The sequence below is a fragment of the Glycocaulis sp. genome (assembly GCF_051859565.1).
GTDB lineage: Bacteria > Pseudomonadota > Alphaproteobacteria > Caulobacterales > Maricaulaceae > Glycocaulis.
Genome location: NZ_JBHYFK010000006.1, coordinates 1 through 20,130 on the forward strand (window position 1 = coordinate 1; position 20,130 = coordinate 20,130).

The 20,130-nt window shown below is 61.3% G+C and carries 17 protein-coding genes; 10 read left to right on the plus strand and 7 right to left on the minus strand.

Features of this window, described 5'->3' with window-relative positions:
• Positions 1 to 350 (plus strand): glycosyltransferase (locus ACTIGC_RS09580; protein WP_439634185.1); only part of this gene is annotated, 350 nt, incomplete at its 5' end.
• A gap of 1 nt (position 351) precedes the next feature.
• Here ACTIGC_RS09580 and ACTIGC_RS09585 read toward each other — a convergent pair.
• Positions 352 to 2,466, minus strand: coding sequence for a class I SAM-dependent methyltransferase (locus tag ACTIGC_RS09585; RefSeq protein ID WP_439634186.1), 2,115 nt, complete (start codon positions 2,464 to 2,466; stop codon positions 352 to 354).
• Between the two features lie 333 nt (positions 2,467 to 2,799).
• On the opposite strand from ACTIGC_RS09585, the gene ACTIGC_RS09590 reads away from it, so the two are divergent.
• Positions 2,800 to 4,506, plus strand: coding sequence for a sulfotransferase domain-containing protein (locus tag ACTIGC_RS09590; RefSeq protein ID WP_439634187.1), 1,707 nt, complete (start codon positions 2,800 to 2,802; stop codon positions 4,504 to 4,506).
• A 96-nt stretch (positions 4,507 to 4,602) separates the two neighbouring features.
• The gene (locus tag ACTIGC_RS09595; RefSeq protein WP_439634188.1) at positions 4,603 to 5,445 is read left to right on the plus strand and encodes a hypothetical protein; all 843 of its coding nucleotides are present in this window, start codon (positions 4,603 to 4,605) and stop codon (positions 5,443 to 5,445) included.
• Between the two features lie 12 nt (positions 5,446 to 5,457).
• On the opposite strand, the gene cysN is transcribed toward ACTIGC_RS09595, so the two are convergent.
• From cysN to ACTIGC_RS09610, 3 genes are all read right to left on the minus strand, one after another.
• Positions 5,458 to 7,359: a sulfate adenylyltransferase subunit CysN gene (gene cysN / locus ACTIGC_RS09600; RefSeq protein WP_439634189.1), complete on the minus strand. Its 1,902-nt coding sequence runs from the start codon at positions 7,357 to 7,359 to the stop codon at positions 5,458 to 5,460.
• Position 7,360: 1 nt separating this feature from the next.
• Positions 7,361 to 8,332, minus strand: a complete 972-nt coding sequence (gene cysD / locus ACTIGC_RS09605) for a sulfate adenylyltransferase subunit CysD (RefSeq protein WP_439634190.1) — start codon at positions 8,330 to 8,332, stop codon at positions 7,361 to 7,363.
• Positions 8,333 to 8,427: 95 nt separating this feature from the next.
• On the minus strand, positions 8,428 to 10,353 hold the full coding sequence (locus tag ACTIGC_RS09610) for a polysaccharide biosynthesis protein (protein ID WP_439634191.1): 1,926 nt from the start codon (positions 10,351 to 10,353) through the stop codon (positions 8,428 to 8,430).
• 236 nt (positions 10,354 to 10,589) lie between these two features.
• Between ACTIGC_RS09610 and ACTIGC_RS09615 the strand changes: the two genes are divergently transcribed.
• From ACTIGC_RS09615 to ACTIGC_RS09625, 3 genes are all read left to right on the plus strand, one after another.
• Positions 10,590 to 11,231 carry a class I SAM-dependent methyltransferase gene (locus tag ACTIGC_RS09615; protein WP_439634192.1) on the plus strand — a complete coding sequence of 214 codons (642 nt, stop codon included), beginning with the start codon at positions 10,590 to 10,592 and terminating at the stop codon, positions 11,229 to 11,231.
• Positions 11,228 to 11,839, plus strand: coding sequence for a methyltransferase (locus tag ACTIGC_RS09620; protein ID WP_439634193.1), 612 nt, complete (start codon positions 11,228 to 11,230; stop codon positions 11,837 to 11,839). The genes ACTIGC_RS09615 and ACTIGC_RS09620 overlap by 4 nt, the downstream gene beginning before the upstream one ends.
• Before the next feature lie 278 nt (positions 11,840 to 12,117).
• Complete coding sequence (locus ACTIGC_RS09625; RefSeq protein WP_439634194.1) at positions 12,118 to 13,431, plus strand: DEAD/DEAH box helicase; 1,314 nt, start codon at positions 12,118 to 12,120, stop codon at positions 13,429 to 13,431.
• A gap of 197 nt (positions 13,432 to 13,628) precedes the next feature.
• Here the strand turns inward: ACTIGC_RS09625 and ACTIGC_RS09630 are convergent, their stop codons facing one another.
• Complete coding sequence (locus tag ACTIGC_RS09630; RefSeq protein WP_439634195.1) at positions 13,629 to 15,251, minus strand: phosphoenolpyruvate carboxykinase; 1,623 nt, start codon at positions 15,249 to 15,251, stop codon at positions 13,629 to 13,631.
• A gap of 116 nt (positions 15,252 to 15,367) precedes the next feature.
• Between ACTIGC_RS09630 and ACTIGC_RS09635 the strand changes: the two genes are divergently transcribed.
• Genes ACTIGC_RS09635 through ACTIGC_RS09645 form a run of 3 tightly spaced genes read left to right on the plus strand, consistent with a single transcriptional unit; the run spans position 15,368 to position 17,185 of the window.
• Positions 15,368 to 16,540: a DUF2891 domain-containing protein gene (locus ACTIGC_RS09635; RefSeq protein WP_439634196.1), complete on the plus strand. Its 1,173-nt coding sequence runs from the start codon at positions 15,368 to 15,370 to the stop codon at positions 16,538 to 16,540.
• Positions 16,541 to 16,589: 49 nt separating this feature from the next.
• Complete coding sequence (locus tag ACTIGC_RS09640) at positions 16,590 to 16,865, plus strand: type II toxin-antitoxin system ParD family antitoxin (RefSeq protein WP_439634197.1); 276 nt, start codon at positions 16,590 to 16,592, stop codon at positions 16,863 to 16,865.
• Positions 16,865 to 17,185 carry a type II toxin-antitoxin system RelE/ParE family toxin gene (locus ACTIGC_RS09645; RefSeq protein WP_439634198.1) on the plus strand — a complete coding sequence of 107 codons (321 nt, stop codon included), beginning with the start codon at positions 16,865 to 16,867 and terminating at the stop codon, positions 17,183 to 17,185. Before ACTIGC_RS09640 ends, ACTIGC_RS09645 begins: the two co-directional genes overlap by 1 nt.
• Here ACTIGC_RS09645 and ACTIGC_RS09650 read toward each other — a convergent pair.
• Positions 17,182 to 18,114, minus strand: coding sequence for a pirin family protein (locus tag ACTIGC_RS09650; protein WP_439634199.1), 933 nt, complete (start codon positions 18,112 to 18,114; stop codon positions 17,182 to 17,184). The two genes, ACTIGC_RS09645 and ACTIGC_RS09650, sit on opposite strands and share 4 nt — an antisense overlap.
• A 112-nt stretch (positions 18,115 to 18,226) precedes the next feature.
• Here ACTIGC_RS09650 and ACTIGC_RS09655 point away from each other — a divergent pair, with 112 nt between their 5' ends.
• Positions 18,227 to 18,865 (plus strand): 2OG-Fe(II) oxygenase, encoded by a 639-nt coding sequence (locus tag ACTIGC_RS09655; RefSeq protein WP_439634200.1) that lies wholly within the window; start codon positions 18,227 to 18,229, stop codon positions 18,863 to 18,865.
• On the opposite strand, the gene ACTIGC_RS09660 is transcribed toward ACTIGC_RS09655, so the two are convergent.
• Positions 18,862 to 20,130 carry a hypothetical protein gene (locus tag ACTIGC_RS09660; RefSeq protein ID WP_439634201.1) on the minus strand — a complete coding sequence of 423 codons (1,269 nt, stop codon included), beginning with the start codon at positions 20,128 to 20,130 and terminating at the stop codon, positions 18,862 to 18,864. The genes ACTIGC_RS09655 and ACTIGC_RS09660 overlap by 4 nt on opposite strands.

Below are 20,130 nucleotides of genomic sequence, written 5' to 3' on the forward strand. Positions count from 1 at the left end.
ACTACTCGCTGGTCGACATCGCGCCTTTCCCGCGCAAACCCTGGGAGGTGTGCGAGGTCGTGTCGCCCCTGAAGCCATTTGAAGCCATGGCGATGGAAAAGGCCGTGATCGTGTCGGATGTGCGGGCGCTGGCCGAGATCGTGGAGCACGAGGAGCGCGGCCTGCAGTTTGCCAAGGGCTCGACCCAGGCTCTTGCCGATGCACTCGAGCGCCTGATCCTTGACCCGGCCTTGCGCGCACAGCTGGGTGCCGAGGCGCGCCGCTGGGTGCTGGCCCACCGCACCTGGGACGTGGCGGGCGCCCGCGTGGCAGACGTTTACCGCAAGGTGCTGACTGACAGAGGGCGGTAGCCTAGCTCCCGGGGCGCAAGCTGGCCAAATACGAGTCGAGCTCCATTGCTTTTGCATTGATGCCCTGTCCGCGGAGCAATTGAGCCAAATCTTCATGGGGCACAATGACCTCGGCGAACGGTGTGGCACAGAGGTCCGTTTGCTTTTGCGGGTCAGCAGAGAGCGAATCCGAAGCGGCGTTCAGCAGCACGAGCGTACACCGCTTGCGCACTGCAGCGGGCAGCTTGGTGTAGTTAATGGAGACGACGTGTTCAGCCGCATGAAGTGCGCTGTCTGCGAGAATCGCCGCCTCGTTCTTTGCTCTCAGACCGTCGCTTGAAACCACAAAGGCACGTTGTCCGGCTGCCTTGAGTGCCTTGTGCGTGGCCTTGCCCTTGGATCCGCTTTTGGGCGAGCACACAACGGCACTGGCTGGTGATTTGACAGTTACGGCATGGCTGCGAGCTTCGGTGATGAATGTTAGCAGTCCGAGATCGACGAAGTGATCCACGACCCGCTTCACACGTTTGCTGGGGCTTTTGTCATAATAGTCGTCAAATGAAATCACGCCGGCTGGCACCACTCTGTGGTAGTAATATTTCAAATCTGTTGCGCAGCCCTTGAGGGAATGGTCGCCGTCAATAAACAGATAGTTGATGCTGTCAGGCGTCTGATCCACCACTTCGTGCGAAAAGCCCTTTACAGGACGCACACGGTCGCCAAAGCGCTGTACATTCGCGCTGTAGGCTTCAAATGTCGGCTGGAGACCTTCAGTCATGGCGTGATTTTCAAATGTATCCACTGAGACAATGGATGCATCAACGCCTTCCGTCCCCTCCGCGAGGAAGTTGGTGGATTTTCCGTGATAGGCACCGATCTCCACCAGTGCGGCCCCTGGTGTGGCGCATCTGCCAGCATGGAACAGCGCCAGGGCCTGCTCCTGATGAAGATAGCCGTGAACCTGATTGCAGGCTTCAAATCTGTCTTCCGCCATAGGGCTGGTGATGAAATACCCAACGGGGGATTTGCCTACAAACGCGCGCCAACGCAGCTTGCCGCCCCCTGCCTTGATCTCTACCGGGCCAGGGCCGCTAACCAGCACAGGCCCGGTAGACATATCCTGATCCTGGCCCTTTGGCAGTTCCCTGAGCGTCCCGCCGCCCGATAGCGACACTTCGCCAGTCAGGCGGTCGATGCGAAGTGTTGCGCCATCCAGCTGATGTTCTTGCGTGCAAAACCGTTTGACTGCCGCCTGTTCTTTGGGCCCCACGCCAATTTCCCCATCCAGATGTGGCAAGATTGCATTCGCCCAGCGGCGCCTTAACTCAGCTTCACTAAAATAGCGCGTCACGTCGTCAAATTGCTTGCGTGCCCGCTCCTCGGAGCGCTCGCTTACCAGCTTGCTCACCGTTTCGGCCATGGCAGGCAAGGGCGCTGACAGCGAAAACAGTTCGTCCGGCATGTCATTGTACAAAACCCACCGTCCATACAGCAACACGTCAAAAGTGGAGCGCCCGTAGTCATACCGGTCGCATATCCGCACCATGCCGTGAACCTGCGGAACCACCTCTTCCATGCGGATGCGCCCCAGCGCCTTTACGTTCGGCGCATCGACGGGAGGGACTTTGTCCGGAAACGTCCAGAACTGCACTTCTGGCAAGCTTCGGATTAGCGAAGTCACGGCGTCGCGATAGGCAGCCATGGGTGGATGATCTGCCTTCCAGTAGAGCAACACCCGCGGCTCCTCAGGAAGGGGGGTGTATTCGTCGGGCATATTCAGCTTGCTGGGGCGATACAGACACTCCGCCTTCAGGCCCAGTTTGCGCAAGTCCGCAGCAGCTGTCGCTGTGTTGGTGTAGATGGCGCGAGGTGGATAATCTACTATCTGAGATGCGAACGACTTGTCGTTAAGGGCTCTATTAACAACGCTCTGCAGCGCATATAGTATAGAGTTACAATTTTCTTGGGATGGTATTTTTCTTGTGTTGTGTGATATGAAAACCTTATCCGTTGAGATAAATTTTTCCTTTTCAAAAAGTAATGCTTCTGCATTAAGGGGAATAAGACTTGCCAATCTCCGGGCGCCATTAATGCTGCCCGACGTGCTGAATATTTTTACGCACTCTTTTGTGTACATGCCAATTCTCAAACGCTCGTATCCACATTGAATTCGATTTGTTCCTTATCAGGTCGTTGGGCAGCCTTCAAGCTGAACTATTTGTTTGAGGGCATATGCTTGCCTTGACCGACTACATCACGCCAGCTAGTGCTGGAAACGCTTTTCTCGCGAGGATGTCGTTGAAGGGTCAATCTACTAACTTCAATTTGTTGCGATCGCGAGGTTTGTCTGTCGAACGTCAGATGACCGATGGGGCACCCTACGTCAGCAGGCCTCGAGGCATTTCTTATGAATGAAATACCCCCCCAGTCTAAGCTTAACAAGGCGGCTATACCGGCCAAACTACTGGTCATGATTGGCGGCATGCGGTGTGGGACCCGGGCGATGCTGCGCTATCTGTCTCAGCACCCTCAGCTCTGCCCCCACGAAAAGGCGCACGACCCCCACTTCTTTTCCAGTGATGAGAACTGGAAGAAAGGGCTGAGCTGGTATCTCTCAGGATGGGCCGAGTTCGACCCCGAAACCCATCTCTACGGGCTTGAATCGTCCACCCACTATACCAAATACCCCCTTATCAAGCGGGTGCCTGAGCGGATGCGGCGCTCAGGCTTGGACTTCACCTTCATCTACGCCATGAGGGATCCGATCGAGCGGATCGAAAGTCACTTTGTCCATAATGCGGGCAAGGGATATGTCGATCCCGACAACCCGAAGGCAAGAGCCAGGTTTCTTGCCCAGGCGCTAGCGTATTCTGACTACAATATGCAGCTTGAGCGCTTCGAGAACGCGTTTCCCGGGAAGCGGTTATTCATCTACGCACTTGAGGATCTCCAACAAAGGCGCGCCGAGTTGCTGGGCCGCCTTTCAGAATTTCTGCAGATTGATTCATTCCCGTTTGAAGAGGTGCCCTACGTCCGCACCAAGCTGTCAGAAAATGCGCAGAAAATCCGTCTGACGGAGGCTGAGAAGGAAGCCGCCGCTCATAAGCTGGCAGATGGCATTTCTGCTCTGGCGTCCAGGGGCGTTATTGATCCTGGAAAGTGGCAAACCTACTCGCAGTACGCGCCCAAGCGGGTTGTAGACTTGTTGGAACCTCGCCCGGCTTGTCCGGCGGTAAACCGGCTGGGCTCGCGGCTGGCTTTCCTGACGGTAGATACCGAGGCCATGCGCTACCGGGCGAAAAACCGCCACGTCAACAAGCTGATCTGGGGGGAGCACCCAAAAGGGCGCGCCGGGATCAGGGAAATGGCGGCGATAGGCAAGGAGTTTGGCGCCCGGCACGTCTTCTTTCTCGATATGTGTGAAGAAGAGCTGTTCGGCGAGTCGATCGCTGAGGTGGCCCGCTATCTTGGTGATGCGGGGGAAGACGTGCAGCTTCACGCTCACCCGGAGATTCTGCCCGATACGTTCTGGGCGCGTCACGACTTGCCGTCTGAGCCGTCCCAGATGAACGAGTTCGACAAGAGCCGGGCGCACTTCGTCCTGAAGCACTTTGCCGACCGGCTGGCGCAGCTTACCGGACGGCCTACGCTCGCCTACCGGGCCGGATCATTCCGCTGGAGCGGCGCGACCATTGAGGCAATGGCCGAGGCGGGGTTGCAGCTTTCCTTTAACGCCAGCCACAAATCTGCCGCCATGGGGCGCGGCGCGCAGCCTGCCGAGCTGGATGGCCCGTACCGCTGGTCCAACGGAGTGATCGAAATTCCGCTGACCGAGGAGCAGCGTGATGAAAGCGTCTTTGCTTCGTTCGCCTTCCCCATGAAACGCGACGGAGCACACAATGTGAAAGCGCTCTATCGCAAATATGCTCTGCAGGACCGGAGCGGTGAGAAACGTAAATTCCTCAACCTGCTCACCCACTCATGGTCATTGCTGGAGTTCGACGAAGGCGGAAAGATCGCCAATTATGTGAATGACCAGCGAACGGAAGAATATCGGGCACTGGTGGGCATGATTGCCAAAGACTTTGATATCCTGTCCTCGGACCAGTTTGCGAGCTTGCCCGAGGGCGAGCGGGAAAAGGCTCTCGCTCCCGGTCACCAGCTGCTGCCGGCCTGAGCGATGGAAGGCGCAGGAAGGCTCTCAGATGCTCAATACGTTCCGTGAATTACCCGTTTCGGTCGCGGTGAGGGATCACGCGTTGGAGAAGATGGCATGAGCGATCCCAAACTGTGCATTATTGGCGGGAGTCCCCGCAGCGGGACCCGGAACTTTGCTGATCTGATATCGGCGCACCCCGATACACAGCTATTTGGCGAAGTGGGCCATTACGCCCTGCCAAAGGTGAAGGGCGCCCTCGAGGAGATGGCGGCCTATCATGCTGAGGAGGCGGCGCGGCGTACCCTTCGCGGGCGAGGCCGCCAGAAGAAGTTTGCTTCGCATCGTGTCGCCCTGACATTGACGGGAATGTACGCCAAAAGCCCTCAAATGCCATTCAACTTTAATGCCTTAACCTCCAGACATGTCGTCGGCTTCAAGACGCCGCAGATAGAGAAGCGTTGGCGGCTGATGAATGAGCTATACGGCGAGTTCGAAAATGAACGGCACTTCTTCTTCTGTATCCGCAATCTGGATCAGAATTTCCTTTCTCTTCATAGCCGTGGCTGGAGGAAGGACGTAGAAGAATATGTGGAGCGCTTGCTGCCGCTCCTGCAATCTATTGTGAAGTTCAAGGCCTGGAACGAGAGCAAGGATGGGGGGTGGCAGATCCACCTGTTGCATCTTAATGCGTTTCTGGATGCCGCCTCCCGCGAGGACTGGCTGTTTGACCGCGTCTATCGCCCATTATTCGGCGGCGATGGGCGGCAACCGGCTGCACAAGCGCTAGCCAGCACCAGTAACAGAAACTCCACGCTGAACGTCACAGGGAAGCCCGCGCGCTCCGAGCTCACTGAGGAAGAGCGGGATTTCCTGACCAACAGTGCCGAGCTGAAGGAGGCTGTTAAGCGCTTCAACGCCGCGTTCAACACCGACCTTCCCATCCTTACGCCAAAGTGATTGTTCCCACTCCTACCCGATCAGTCCCTGTTTGATCAGCTGGTCGATCACCTGTTCGGCGGCCTCTTCGGCGGACATTTCGCCGGTGCGCAGGTGCAGTTCGGGCGTTTCGGGGGCTTCATAGGGGCTGTCGAAGCCGGTGAAGTTCTTGATCTCGCCGGCTTGAGCCTTCTTGTAGAGGCCTTTGGGGTCGCGCTGGATGCACAGCTCCAGCGGTGCATCTACAAACACTTCGATGAAGCGACCCTCTTCCAGCATCTCGCGGACCATGGCGCGCTCGGCGCGGAAGGGCGAGATGAAGGAGCAGGTCACGATCAGACCGGCATCCACAAACAGGCGGGCCACCTCGCCAATGCGGCGGATGTTTTCCACCCGGTCGGCATCGGTGAAGCCCAGATCCCGGTTCAGCCCGTGGCGCACATTGTCGCCGTCCAGCGAATAGGTGTGGCGCCCGCCTTCGGCCAGCTTGCGCTCGACCAGATTGGCGATTGTTGACTTGCCCGCGCCCGACAGGCCGGTGAACCAGAGCACGCACGGCTTCTGGCCTTTCATGGCGGCGCGGCGGGTCTGATCGACATCCATCGCATGGGTGTGGACATTGCTGGCCCGGCGCAGGCCGAACTCGATCATACCGGCAGCAACCGTCTGATTGGTGAAACGGTCGACCAGGATGAAGGAGCCGGTATCGCGCTGGTCGGCGTAAGGATCGAAGGCGATGGCGCGGGAGGTGGCCAGCGTGCACACCCCGATTTCGTTGAGCTTCAGGCTGGTGCCGGGCTCTTTTTCGAACGTGTTTACATTCAGCTTGTGCTTGAGCGTCGTCACCGAGGCTGGCGTTACCTGGCCGCCTGCCTTGAGCAGGTAGGAACGGCCGGGGAGCATCTCCTCCTCGGCCATCCACAAAAGCTCGGCGGCAAACTGGCCGGAAACCTCCGGACGGGCCTTGGGGTCGGCGAGAATATCGCCGCGCGACACGTCAATATCGCGGTCGAGCACGATGGTCACCGCGTCGCCGGCCACGGCCTCGTTTCTGTCGCCATCAGCGGTCACGATGCGCGCGATATTGGCCGTCTTGCCGCTCAGGGCCGCGACGATCTCGTCACCGGCGGTGATCCGCCCTGAGGTGACGGCGCCGGAGAAGCCCCTGAAATCGAGATTGGGCCGGTTCACCCACTGGACCGGCATGCGGAAAGGCCGGTTGGCCACTTCCTCGGTCGCGGTTTCCACACTCTCCAGATGGGCCAGCAGGGTAGGGCCGTCATGCCAGCTCATGGCCTCTGAAGGCGCGAAGATGTTGTCGCCATGCAGGGCCGAGATTGGTATCGGCGTGATGGTGTCAAAGCCGAGTGTCTCGGCGATACGCAGATAGTCCGACACGATCTCGTGGAAGCGCGAGCGGGAATACCCGGCGACGTCCATCTTGTTGACCGCCAGCACGGCGTGGCGGATGCCCATCATGTTGGCGATATAGGTGTGGCGGCGCGTCTGGGTCAGCACGCCCTTGCGGGCATCCACCAGAATGATCGCGAGGTCCGCGGTCGAGGCGCCCGTCGCCATGTTGCGGGTGTACTGCTCGTGGCCGGGTGTGTCGGCGACGACGAATTTGCGCTTTTCCGTGTTGAAGAAGCGGTAGGCGACATCAATGGTGATGCCCTGCTCGCGCTCGGCTTCCAGCCCGTCGAGCAGAAGCGCGAAATCCATCGTGTTCTCGCCGGTCGTGCCGTGCTTTTTCGAGTCACGCTCAAGCGTGGCGATCTGATCCTCGAACAACAGCTTGGAATCGTAAAGCAGCCGTCCGATCAGCGTCGACTTGCCATCATCCACCGATCCGCAGGTGATGAAGCGCAAGACCCCCTTGTCGCCAGCCCGCGTGAGCCGGCTCAGCACGGTGCTGCGTGCGTCCCCCTCGGCCATATCAGAAATATCCCTCACGCTTTTTCTTTTCCATCGACCCGGATTCGTCGTGGTCGATCAGGCGGCCGGAGCGCTCTGACGTGCGCGCCGTCAGCATTTCCAGCACGATGTCTTCCAGTGATGTTGCATCGGACTCGATAGCCCCGGTGAGCGGATAGCAGCCCAGCGTGCGGAACCGTATCCGGCGCATTTGCGGCGTTTCGCCCGGCTGCAGCGGGAAACGGTCGTCATCGACCATGAGCAGGGTGCCTCCGCGCTCGACAACGGGACGCTCAGCGGCCAGGTAGAGCGGGACAATCGGAAGATCTTCTTCCAGGATGTACTGCCAGATATCCAGCTCGGTCCAATTGGACAGGGGGAAAACCCGGATAGATTCGCCCTGCTTGATCCGGGTGTTGAAGGTGCGCCAGAGCTCAGGGCGCTGATTGCGCGGGTCCCAGGCATGGTGGGCGTCCCGGAAGGAGAAAATCCGCTCCTTGGCGCGTGATTTCTCTTCATCGCGCCGTGCGCCGCCGAAGGCTGCGTCATAGCGATGGCGGTTCATTGCGTTGCGCAGTGCCTCGGTCTTCATCACCTGCGTGTGCAGGTTTGAACCGCTGTCGAACGGGTTGATACCGCGTTTTACGCCTTCCTCATTGATCTCCACGCGCAGTTCCAGCCCCAGCGCATTGGCCAGGGTGTCGCGGTAGGTGATCATGTCTCGGAATTTCCAGCCGGTGTCGACATGCTGCAGCGGGAATGGCGGACGGGAGGGGTAAAAGGCCTTCAGCGCCAGATGCAGCATGACCGCTGAATCCTTGCCGATGGAGTAGAGCATGACGGGATTGGCAAACTCTGCCGCAACCTCGCGCATGATGTGAATGGATTCAGCCTCCAGCGCTTTCAGGTGCGGTGACAAAGGGCGCGAGCGTTCGCCGGCGCCTGCACCAAACCGGGCAGCGTAGCTTTTAAGGTTCGCGGCGAAATCCGGCATGACTGCCCCGTACTTTCTTGCAAGTGTCAGGGGTGTACAGACCATCCGCTCAGCATAGTCAACACTTGCCGCGTAACCCGCGCGCGGCCTGCATGTTATTCTGCCGCAGCGTTGCGTGCCGTCAGGCGCCACATCAGATCGGCGATGCGGGGGGCAGGGGTATATTCGACCGGCGCCCTCACCAGAATATTGCGTATATTAGTGATGTCATACGCGTCGCAGGCATCGCGCAGGCGGTGCAGTACGGGTTCAAGCTCGGCCCACGCCATCGAGGTTACGGGCTCTGTCAGGATCCGCGGGTGACGGGTTGGCCGCGCATGGTCAGATACCAGTAATTCCTCGTGCAGCTTCTCGGCAGGCCCCAGTTTTCCGAAAACGATCTCGATATCGCCTGTTTCCGCTCCGCGTTCGCCGGCGACATAAGGTTTCAGGCCAGACAGTCTGATGATGCGCCGGGCAAGGTCGTAGACCTTCACCGGCTCGCCCATGTCGAGAACGAAGACGTCTCCTCCCCGCGCAAGCGCACTTGCCTGGATGACCAGCTGGGATGCCTCGGGAATGGTCATGAAGTAGCGGGTGACGTCCGGATGGGTCACCGTTACCGGCCCTCCGGCGGCAATCTGGCGGCGGAACAACGGAACAACAGAGCCCGAGGACTCCAGAACATTGCCGAACCTGACCATGCAGAAACGGGTGCGCGACTGCTCGGAAGCCAGCGACTGGCAGACCAGCTCTGCCATCCGTTTGCTGGCGCCCATGATATTGGTCGGCCGTACCGCCTTGTCGGTGGAAACGAGCACGAACATGTTTACGCCCGCCTGAATGGCGGCGCGCGCCATGGTCAATGTGCCGAACGTGTTATTGCGCAGGCCCTCGACGACGTTCTCCTCCACAAGATTGACGTGCTTGTAGGCGGCGGCGTGAAAAATCGTGTTCACACCCAGCCGGGCGAGGACTGTACTTATCCGGCCTTCGTGCTGGACCGAGCCGAGCAGCGGCGTGATGACAACATCGATCCCCTCCTTGGAGGCCATTGCATCCAGCTCGCGTTCGATCATGTAAAGCGCGATCTCTGACTGTTCGAGCAGGGCAAGCTGGCTGGGTTTCTGCCGGAGGATTTGCCGGCAGAGTTCGGAGCCTATTGATCCGCCCGCTCCGGTCACCAGCACCACCTTGCCAGCGATATTGGCGCCCATCAGAGCGGGATCGGGGGGAACCGGGTCACGCCCGAGCATGTCCTCGGGGGCCACTTGTCTGATCTCGCTTACATTGGCCCGTCCAGAGACGATATCGCTCATGTCGGGAATGGTCTGGACTCGGACGGGCAGGTCTTCCATCTGCGCGATGATGCGTTTGCGCTGGGCGAGCGTTGCGCTGGGGATGGCCAGAAGCACAATTTTCGCGCCAGTGGAGGCCATCAGGCGCGGTACGGCCTGGGGCGGAAATACCTCCAACCCGCCGATATGGGCGCCCTGAAGCTCCGGCGAATCGTCCACAAAGGCGACCGGCAGATAGTCTGAAGCCTGCTGGAGGGATACCAGAACCTGGCGGCCACACATGCCGGCGCCGTAGATGATGACACGCGACTTCTGCAATGACCGGCGCTGAAGGAAGAGTGACCGGACGGCGAAACGTGCACCGCCTGCCAGGATGAACAGGAGCGGGGCGTAGATGAAGGGGACCGAGCGCGGCACCAGCAGCTGGAAGAAATGGCTGGCTGTGAACACGAACAAGGCTGAGAGAATGACGCCGAGACCAAGAGCCTTCAGCGAATCGGTTCCGATAAAGCGCACTACCGTCCGATAGATGCCCAGCCTGTCGAAAAGGAGCAAAGTCACAGGCAGCGTGATGGCCAGCGCTACCCAGATCTGAGGCGCGCTTACCCAGTGCAGGCTATCCAGGCGCAGCATCATCGCAGCAAGGAAGCTTGCCGCGATGAAGAGGGCGTCCACAATGGTCAGAATCGCGCGCTTGACCGGACGCGGCCATTCGAAAATCTGATCAAGACCGCCGGAAATCACCGATATCCGCCTTTCCTGCGAGCCGCTGGTCCATCCCGCTGTAAGGTGAGATCAAGCGGTCCGGTTGGATTACAAAAGCCCTGCTGCCCCCGCCTGCTGCTCTGATAAACGTGTCTGGCAGGCGTGGATATGATTAAATGCCCCTGATTTGAAGGGCAGGGTAATCCTGTATTGCTCCGGCTACAAACTTTGTGTGATCGACCCGTCCGGAGCCAAGGGCAAGGTGGGGAACCAGCATGGTGCAAAGTGCCTGCCCGGTTTGTGCCGGGCGCCAGGTTGAGGCCTTTTTCAATGAGGGGGCGAAGGTCTATAGCCGCTGCCTTGGGTGCGGCGCGCGATATCTCGAGCCCTGCTACCGCCCGGATGCGGATACCGAACGCGCCCATTATGACCTGCATGAGAACGACGCTTCGCACGCAGGCTACAGACATTTTCTGTCACGCCTCGCCGAGCCGCTGCTGGAGAGGCTGCCAGAGGGCAGCCACGGGCTGGACTATGGTTGCGGTCCCGGCCCCGCACTGGCGGCCATGATGGAGGAGGCAGGTCATTCGGTGGCGCTCTACGATCCGTTCTATGCGCCGGGCGCCGCGGTTCTGGACCGGACATATGATTTCATCACGTGCAGCGAGGTGGCCGAGCACTTCCATGATCCAGCGGCCGAGTTTGCGCGGCTTGATGATCTGCTCAGACCAGGCGGATGGCTGGGCGTGATGACCTGCTTTCACACCGATGATGCCCGGTTTGGTGGCTGGCACTACCGCAAGGACCCCACTCATGTGGTTTTCTATCGCGAGGAGACCCTGCGCTGGCTGGCGGGACATTTCGGCTGGCACTGCGAGATACCGGCCAAGGACATCGCCCTGATGAGAAAGCCTTGAGCACAGCCCTGCATGAAGAGCGTCTGCAGGCGGTGATGGACGTGCTGCGCCTGACAAGCGCCCGTTCGGTTGCCGATCTGGGATGCGGTGATGGCGCGCTTTTGCTACGTCTGGCCAAAGACCCTGCCTTTGTGCGTCTGGCGGGCATTGAGCAATCCGTTACCGCGCTTGGGGCATTGCGCGCGGCACTGGCCGTCCTTGATGAAAATATCCGCAACCGTGTGACGCTGATTGAAGGCTCCATGCTCGAGCCGCGCCCCGAGCTGGCAGGGGTCGACGCGGTAGTGATGGTGGAAACCATCGAACACCTGCCTCCTGACCAGCTTTCGCGCTGGGAGAAGGCGGTCTTTGATATCATCGCGCCGAAACTGGTGGTCATCACCACACCCAACGCCGAATACAATCCGTTGCTGGGCGTGCCCGTTCACCGTTTCCGCCATCCCGAACACACGTTTGAGTGGGACCGGGCGCGCTTCCGGGCATGGGCCGAAGGCGTGGCGGCGCGTCACAACAGGCGCTGGCTGGTGCGTGATATTGCCGGTGTGCGCGACGGGGTGGGCGGCGCAAGCCAGATGGCCATCTTTTTCGATCCCGATCTTGTGATCTGACCGCAATACGCCTTGCATTCGCCGCAAAGCATGCGCATACACCGCGCCAGCGCATAAGTGCTGCGTGCGTAGAAAGGCCCTCCTAAGGGCTTCAAGCGTGGCCTGATCGGACCGGTAGCGGACATCTCCCGCAAACCTTCAGTCCGGGCGTGAGATGCATGATCTGCCAGTGTGGCAGGCCCATCTCCTAACCGGCGGCTGATCTGCGCAGTTGTCAAAAAACAAAACTCCCCTCGCGGGCTGACGCATGTTTGCGCGCCCGCATGAAAGGCATTGATATGACTAAATTTACTGAGCTGGGCCTTGCGGCCCCGGTCGAGCGTGCAGTCGTGGATGAAGGCTATGAGACGCCGACACCGATTCAGGTGCGCGCCATCCCGCCGCTTCTGCAGGGCAAGGACGTTGTCGGCATCGCCCAGACGGGCACCGGCAAGACGGCGGCCTTCGTGCTGCCGATCCTGACCCGCCTGCTGGCTGAAAAGAAGCAGGCTCCGGGCCTCTCCTGCCGCTGCCTGATCCTTGCGCCAACGCGCGAGCTGGCTGCCCAGATTGGCGATTCCATCGCCGTTTATGGCCGCCATACGGGCCTGACGCATGCGGTTGTCTTTGGCGGTGTGAAGCACGGGCCGCAGGTGCGTGCCCTTGCGCGCGGCCTCGATATTCTGGTGGCCACGCCCGGCCGTCTGCTGGACCATGTGGCCGACCGCAAGGCGCGCCTCGACCTCACCTCGCTGGTTGTGCTCGACGAAGCCGACCAGATGCTCGATCTCGGCTTCATGCCGGCGCTTCGCAAAATCCTGCACATGGTGGGCAAGCCGCGCCAGACGGTGATGTTCTCGGCCACCATGCCGCCGCCTATCCGCGCGCTGGCAGACGACTTCCTGCACGATCCGGTGACGGTGGCCGTTGCCAACCAGTCCAAGCCGGTCGAGCGCATCGAGCAATCGGTCATGTATGTCGGCACGGCGGAAAAGCGTCAGGCGTTGATCGACCTGATGGCGCCGGAAGCCAACAAGAGCACCATCATCTTCACCCGCACCAAGCGCGGGGCCGACAAGGTGGCGAAGTTTCTGGCCGAGTACGGCCACAAGGCGGCTGCCATTCACGGCAACAAGAGCCAGAACCAGCGCGAGAAAGCGCTTGCCGCGTTCAAGTCCGGCGAGATGCGGGTGCTGGTAGCGACCGACATTGCCGCGCGCGGGCTGGATATTGATGGCGTGGAACTGGTGGTAAACTTTGAGCTGCCGAACGTGCCGGAATCCTATGTTCACCGGATCGGGCGTACAGCCCGTGCCGGCGCGCAAGGCCGGGCCGTGGCTCTGGTGGCCCCGGACGAGCGTGGCCTGCTGCAGGATATCGAGAAGCTCACGGGTCTGCGGATCAAGGGGCTCAATGATGCGCCGCCGATCTCTGGCCCGACGCGTCCGGTTCAGCCCCAGCGCGGCCCGCGCCGGGGTGGCGGACACGGTGGTGGCCAGGGCGGCAATCGTCAGGGCGGCCAGCGTGGCCAGCAGAACAATGGTGGCGGCGGCCAGAAGCGTTCAGGCAATCGCCGGCGCAAGCCCGGCGGTGGTCAACGCCAGAGCGCGTAACCGCTCCAGCACTCCCTTCGTCGTTCCCGCTTGAGGCGGGAGCCCAGAGCTGATTGGCACCTGCCTTCGCCCTTCGATCTCTGGACCCCCACCTGCGTGGGGGTGACGAGTTGGGGTGCGCAGACTACGCCCGCTTCAGCGGAAGCGGGCGTCATGACCGGGCCAAAGCCGGACAATCTCCATTTTGGCCCGGCCAGCTACTCCGCTGCCGCCCGGATGGCGTCCGGGCTGGGGGCGGAGGCTCGCACTGCCGGATCCACATGAGTCTCGAACTTCTCAAAGTTCGCCACGAACATGTCAGCCAGTTTCAGCGCCTGCGCGTCATAGGCGGATGCATCGCTCCAGGTCTGGCGCGGATCGAGGATGGCCGGGTCAATGCCGGGTACCGATACCGGCACGTCAAAGCCGAAGACCGGATCTTTCCGGAACTGGGCCGCTGACAGTGAACCGTCGATGGCTGCGTTCAGTAGCGTGCGCGTGGCGCGGATCGGCATGCGGTGGCCCACGCCATAGGCGCCGCCCGTCCAGCCTGTATTGACCAGCCAGCATTGCACGCCGTGGCGGGCGATCAGCTCGCGCAGGAGATTGCCATACTCGGCAGGGTGGCGCGGCATGAAGGGCGCGCCAAAGCAGGTGGAGAAGGTAGCCGACGGCTCGGTCACGCCCTTTTCGGTGCCTGCGACCTTGGCCGTATAGCCCGACAGGAAGTGATACATGGCCTGCGCCGGGGTCAGCCGTGCGATGGGCGGCATCACGCCAAACGCATCACAGGTCAGCATGACCAGCGTGGACGGGTGGCCGCATGTGTTCTTGTCACAGGCATTGGGAATGTAGTGCAGCGGGTAGGCGCCGCGCGAGTTCTCGGCCAGTTCGGCGCTATCAAGATCGAGGGCGCGGGTTGCCGGGTCCATCACCACGTTTTCAAGGACGGTGCCCCACATGGCGGTGGTGGCGTAAATGTCCGGCTCGGCCTCTTTGGACAGGCGGATCATCTTGGCATAGCAGCCGCCCTCGAAATTGAAGAGGCCGTTTTCCGACCAGCCGTGCTCGTCATCCCCGATCAGCTTGCGCCTGGGATCAGCCGAGAGGGTGGTCTTGCCGGTACCCGACAGGCCGAAGAAGACCGCGCTATCGCCCTTCTCGCCCACATTGACCGAGCAGTGCATCGGCATGATGTGCTTTTCGGGCAGGAGGTAGTTCAGGATCGTGAAGACGGCCTTCTTGGTCTCGCCTGCGTAGGAGGTGCCGCCAATAAGGACCAGCTTTTCGGTGAAATTGATCGCGATGACGGTTTCAGAGCCATGGCGTGTGCCATGACGGTGCTCGTCGGCGCGGAAGCTTGGCAGGTTCACGATGGTGAATTCTGCTGCGAAGTCTGTCAGCTCTGCGTTTTCAGGCCGGCGCAGCAAATGGCGGATGAACAGCGAATGCCAGGCGAGCTCGGAGACGACCCGCACATTCAGGCGGTGGGCTTTGTCTGCGCCCGCGAACAGCTCCTGCACGAAGAGCTCGCGGCCCTCCATATGGGCGCGCATATCGGCCCAGAGCGCGTCGAAATGCGCCGGTGTCATGGAGGCGTTGAAGTCCCACCAGATGTTTCCATCGGTGTTTTCGTCGCGCACGGTGAACTTGTCGCGCGCGGAGCGCCCGGTGTGCTGGCCGGTTTCGACCAGTAGCGCGCCGCCCTTAGCCACACGGCCTTCGCCGCGCCGGATGGCTTCTTCGTAAAGGGCCGGTTCAAGCCAGTTGATGTTCAGCTTGCCTGGACGGGTAATACCCAGATCCCGCAGATCGCGGATCGGCGTTGCTACGTCAGACATGATATCTCCCTCGGACTGGCCCGCTTGCCGGGGCCTTGTCGTGCATGGCCTTCCTTCTAGCCCCGAAACAGCCGGCGCGCCAAGTACACAAAGTGCGGCGCTTTCCCCGCGGTGCGATGGCGCCTAGGCTCGCGAAGCTGAACGGACAGGGAGGGTCGGCGAAGACGGGTTTCAGAAAATGGCTGCTGGTCTGGGCACTTGGCGGCTTCATGGTGGCCGGGGCCGGAGCCGCGAAAGCAGAGGAGGGCGATGCCATGCTGGATGTTTCGCAGGCCGAGCGGTTTGCCCGGCTGGCGCTGGATTGTGTACACCGCGAATACCCCAACAAGATCGCGCACGTGCTGCATTCGGACGCGGATGCGCTGCCGCCGAGCCAGCTCACACCGATCTTCTATGGCTGTTATGACTGGCATTCCGCCGTGCATGGCCACTGGCTGCTGGTGCGCCTGATGCGCCTTTATCCCGATTCGCCGATCGCAGCCCCGGCGCGCGCGGCGCTGGAGCGGAACTTCACCGATGACGCGGCTGCGGTGGAGGCCGCCTATATGGCAGGCGAAGGCCGGGCATCGTTTGAACGCCCTTACGGGCTTGCCTGGCTGCTTCAACTGACGGCGGAATTGCGCGCCTTTGACGATGCCGACGCGCAGCGCTGGGCCGAAACCCTGCGGCCGCTGGAGGCGGTTGCCGTCAGCCGCTATCTCGAATGGCTGCCCAATCTTGTCTACCCGGTGCGCTCGGGCACCCATAACCAGACCGCGTTCGGCTTTGCGCTGGCGCTCGACTGGGCGCGCCAGACCGGGCATGGCGAGCTGGAAGCGCTGCTGGTGGAGAAGACGCGTGAGTTCCATCTGGCCGATGTGAACTGTCCGCTGGCGTATGAACCATCGGGCGAGGACTTCCTCTCGCCCTGCATGATGCAGGCCGACCTGATGCGCCGGGTGATGGGCCGGTCAGAGTTTTCCGACTGGCTGGCCGCCTTCATGCCGCAAATCCCCGAAGATGGCAGCGCGGACTGGATCCGCCCCGGCGTGGTGCTCGACCCCACAGACGGTAAGCTGGTCCATCTGGACGGGTTCAACCTGTCACGCGCCTGGAATCTGGAGGCTATCGCCGCCCGCCTGCCGGAGGGCGATGCGCGTATCGCTTCACTGCTCGCTTCGGCGGCCGAGCACCGTGAAGCAGGCGTCGCATCGGTCTCTGATGAGCATTATGAGGGCAGTCACTGGCTGGCGAGCTTTGCCACCTATCTGGTGACCGGCAAGGCGCTGGAGGCGATATTGCCGGAGTAGCATTCTGGCCTTGATTGGCATATTATGCCAACAATCCGAGGAGGCAGTAATGGTCACGCGCAACGTGGTGCTCACCGATACCCAGGCCGAGATGCTGGACGGTCTGGTGAAATCAGGCCGCTATCAGAATGTGAGCGAAGCCATGCGTGCGGGGCTGCGCCTGCTGGAGCGGGAGGAAGCGACGATGGCGGCCTTGCGCGGACGCATCGAAGCCAGCCTCGCCGAGGCCGATGCGGGCGAGTTCGCCGATGGCAGCGTCGAAGACATTATCAATCAGGCTTTCGATAGCGCGGAGCGCCGCCACAGCAGACGTAATTCTGCCTGATGGCCATTCGCTTTACGTCACGCGCCGTTGCGGCGCTTGTGGATATCGCGGACTGGACATTTGACCGTTTCGGCCCGGAACAGGCTCAGGCTTATCGCCTTGAACTGCTGGGTGCCTGCCAGTCCCTGCCGGCGCCATCCCCTCTCGACCGGCGTCTGCACGGCCTGACGATGCGCGGTGACGGCGAAGTGGCCTGCCGGCGTGCGTCCATGCATTTCATCGTGTTCCGGCGAACAGGCCGGGACGTCGAAATACTCGACTTTCTGCACGTGCGCAGTGACCTGGCCGCCCGCCTCAAGGCTCTCGAAAAGGAAGGTTAGGTCGTCGGGCAGTCCTTCGACGGGGCAGGGGGTTCGGGCAGATCGTCGCCGGGCAGGGGAATGTATTCGTTTTCACCCGGCGGCAGGGTGAACGGTGTGCCGGTCCAGCCGCCAGCGGCGCTGGCGCGCCAGTCCTCCTTCGCCCTCTCGATGCGCTCCCTGGAGGACGAAACGAAATTCCACTCAATGAATCGCTTGCCGATCACGGCGCCGCCCAGAACCATCACGCGCGCGCCGTTCTGGCTCGTTATATTGGCGCTGCGGCCTTCCAGCGTGCCCATCTGTCCGGGCTCCAGCGCGGTGTCATCAACGCTGGCGTCACCTGACACCAGATAGACCGCCAGTTCATCGTGGCCCTCGGGCAAGTTCAGTGATGCTCCCGGCGCCAGATCGGCGTGGAAATAGATGGTCGGCGACAGCATGGTCGTCGGCGCGGTGTGGCCATAGGCGCTGCCGATGATCAGGCGTATCGTGGCGCCGCCCTCGACGAAGACCGGCAGAGTGTCGGCGCTGTAATGCTCGAAGCTGGCCATGTCCTCCTCACGCGCCTCGGGCAGGGCGATCCAGGTCTGGATGCCATGCAGGGAGAAGCCGCGCGCGCGCACCTCCGGGTCGGTGCGTTCCGAGTGGGTTATGCCGCTGCCGGCAATCATCAGATTGACAGCGCCGGGCAGGATTTCCTGCGACACGCCCAGACTGTCGGCATGGTGCATGGCGCCTTCGAACAGATAGGTGACTGTGGCCAGCCCGATATGCGGGTGCGGGCGCACGTCGATTCCATTGCCGGGCGCGAACCTTGCCGGTCCCATTTCGTCGAAAAACACGAACGGGCCGACCATGCGCTTCTTCGCGAATGGCAGCACGCGCGCCACCTGAAACCCGCCCAGATCCTTCTTGCGGCCTTCAATAATGATATCGGGTTCGGACATGATGGTCTCTTTCCTTGCCAGTGCGGCGCGTAAGCGCAGGCCGATTGAACGGGACAGGCTGCGATAGTAGATAGAACTTACAGAAAGCGCGACGGTTTCAAAGGACGAGCGGATGAGCGCCACCACGCTGATGAATTTCGAGGCTCTGGCCTCCGGTCCGGTGCAGCACCAGCCCTACACCTACCTGATGGCCGAAAATGTCGTGACGCCGGAGCAGGCTGCGCAGATCCGCGCCGATTATCCCGGTATCAATGAGCCGGGCTATTTGCCGCTCTCAAAGCTGGAGCGCAAGGGCGCGTTCGCCGCCGTCACCGATGATCTGATGAGCCCGCGTCTTGCAGAGATACTCGGCGAGAAACTGGGCATCGATCTGTCCGACAAGCCGCGCATGATCACGGTGCGCCGCATCTCCAAGCTGTCGGATGGGCCGATCCACAACGATTCAAAATCGAAAATCCTCACCATGCTGCTCTATCTCAATGAGCACTGGGATGAGAGCGATGCGGGCTGCATTCGCGTACTCAACGGGCCGGACGATTTTGCCGATTATACCGCCCAGGTGCCACCGCTCGCTGGGCAGGTTTTCGCCTTCCTGCGTTCTGACAATTCCTGGCACGGCCATCTGCCGTTCGAGGGCGAGCGCTACGTGATCCAGGTCACCTTCCTGACCAGTCAGGACGAGCTCGACCGCAAGGAAAACCGTGGCGGGCTGCAATACTTCCTGAAAAAGCTCCTGCGTCAGCGCAACTAGTCGGCGCTGGCCGCGAGCCGCTCCTCGCGTCTGGCTATCGCCCCGTTCAGCGCGATCAGGCTGCGCCATTCGGCGTGGCTGATACCCACGCTCTGCCAGCCGCGCGAGCCTGTCTCTGTAAGGCCCGGAGCCAGCATGGCGTGCAGCCTCTCGCCGTCCTGCGTGGCAAGATAAGCCTCCCGCCGCGCAAGAATGGCGGCCTCGCTATTGCGCGGATCGCTCTGGCTGAGATTGATGCCAAACCCGTCTATCGGTTCGCCCGCCTGGATGACGGCCAGCATTTGCAGCCCCAGCGCGGGCAGATAGTGCGCAGGCTCGTGATAGACATCATGGCTGATGGTCTGGTCGGAGGCTGGCAGGGGAGTGGTGGACGGGGGCTGGTAGCCTGAAAAATCCCACAACACGGCCGCGCCGCCGGGAACACAGGCGTTTACCGGCTCGCCAGCCTGTTCCAGCGCGGCGAAGCGCGCCGCCATCTGGCTACGGAAGTCGAAATAGGCTTGCGTGCGTCCGGCGGCGAAAATGGCTTCCTCGTTCCAGGCATGGACCGGGTGGATATAGCCGATCACCTGCACGCCTTCGCGTGCCAGCGCTTCCAGCGTGGAAAAAAGGAAATCCATCCGTTCAGGCGAAACGCGCATGGCGCGGTAATAGCTGAGCGTGGGAAGCGGCGTGTTCAGGAAACGCCGGTACTGCTCGCCCGGCTGGTACACGTCGCGGAAGGGCGGTTCGGGTGCGGTGCCGGTGACGTTCTCCTGCACGGTCTGAACGGCGCGGGCAAACGTATTCGGCGAGAGGGTCACGCGCGCCGTGGCCACCCAGCGCCGGCCGTCGGCCAGACGGCTGATCGGGAAGGCGGGCTTGTATTTTTCGCCGCTGGCAAACTCGGCCATGTCGAGGCCGACGATGAAGCAACGCAGGTTCGCTTCCCGGCCTGCAATGGCGGCCAGATGTGCCAGCTCGAACGCGTTCGACCCCCTGATGCCGGCATTCCACAGCCCCCCCGGCCAGTCTTCGACCTCCACCGGAAAACCGTCCACCGTGCGCGAAGACCCGGTGATGAGCGTGCCTGCGTTCACCTGTCCTATCTGGTGGCCGACCTGCACGCGCCGCCCGTCCTCGTGGACGCGGGTTTTCTCTGCGGTGAGACCCGCAATGCGCGGACCCGTTCCCGTATCATACGGATCGACCAGCGCGTTGAACGCCACAAAGAGGGCGAGTGCGCTGCCGAGAATGATGAGGAAGAGGCGGGTGTAGCGCTGCAT

What these genes read in the sequence shown, in the direction of transcription:
- ACTIGC_RS09655 (WP_439634200.1), top strand. Translation starts at nt 18,227, where the DNA reads ATGAGCGCCACCACGCTGATGAATTTCGAGGCTCTGGCCTCCGGTCCG.
- cysD (WP_439634190.1), bottom strand. Translation starts at nt 8,332, where the DNA reads ATGCCGGATTTCGCCGCGAACCTTAAAAGCTACGCTGCCCGGTTTGGT.
- ACTIGC_RS09625 (WP_439634194.1), top strand. Translation starts at nt 12,118, where the DNA reads ATGACTAAATTTACTGAGCTGGGCCTTGCGGCCCCGGTCGAGCGTGCA.
- ACTIGC_RS09640 (WP_439634197.1), top strand. Translation starts at nt 16,590, where the DNA reads ATGGTCACGCGCAACGTGGTGCTCACCGATACCCAGGCCGAGATGCTG.
- ACTIGC_RS09630 (WP_439634195.1), bottom strand. Translation starts at nt 15,251, where the DNA reads ATGTCTGACGTAGCAACGCCGATCCGCGATCTGCGGGATCTGGGTATT.
- ACTIGC_RS09635 (WP_439634196.1), top strand. Translation starts at nt 15,368, where the DNA reads ATGGCGCCTAGGCTCGCGAAGCTGAACGGACAGGGAGGGTCGGCGAAG.
- ACTIGC_RS09650 (WP_439634199.1), bottom strand. Translation starts at nt 18,114, where the DNA reads ATGTCCGAACCCGATATCATTATTGAAGGCCGCAAGAAGGATCTGGGC.
- ACTIGC_RS09615 (WP_439634192.1), top strand. Translation starts at nt 10,590, where the DNA reads ATGGTGCAAAGTGCCTGCCCGGTTTGTGCCGGGCGCCAGGTTGAGGCC.
- ACTIGC_RS09595 (WP_439634188.1), top strand. Translation starts at nt 4,603, where the DNA reads ATGAGCGATCCCAAACTGTGCATTATTGGCGGGAGTCCCCGCAGCGGG.
- ACTIGC_RS09660 (WP_439634201.1), bottom strand. Translation starts at nt 20,130, where the DNA reads ATGCAGCGCTACACCCGCCTCTTCCTCATCATTCTCGGCAGCGCACTC.
- ACTIGC_RS09590 (WP_439634187.1), top strand. Translation starts at nt 2,800, where the DNA reads ATGATTGGCGGCATGCGGTGTGGGACCCGGGCGATGCTGCGCTATCTG.
- cysN (WP_439634189.1), bottom strand. Translation starts at nt 7,359, where the DNA reads ATGGCCGAGGGGGACGCACGCAGCACCGTGCTGAGCCGGCTCACGCGG.
- ACTIGC_RS09585 (WP_439634186.1), bottom strand. Translation starts at nt 2,466, where the DNA reads ATGTACACAAAAGAGTGCGTAAAAATATTCAGCACGTCGGGCAGCATT.
- ACTIGC_RS09645 (WP_439634198.1), top strand. Translation starts at nt 16,865, where the DNA reads ATGGCCATTCGCTTTACGTCACGCGCCGTTGCGGCGCTTGTGGATATC.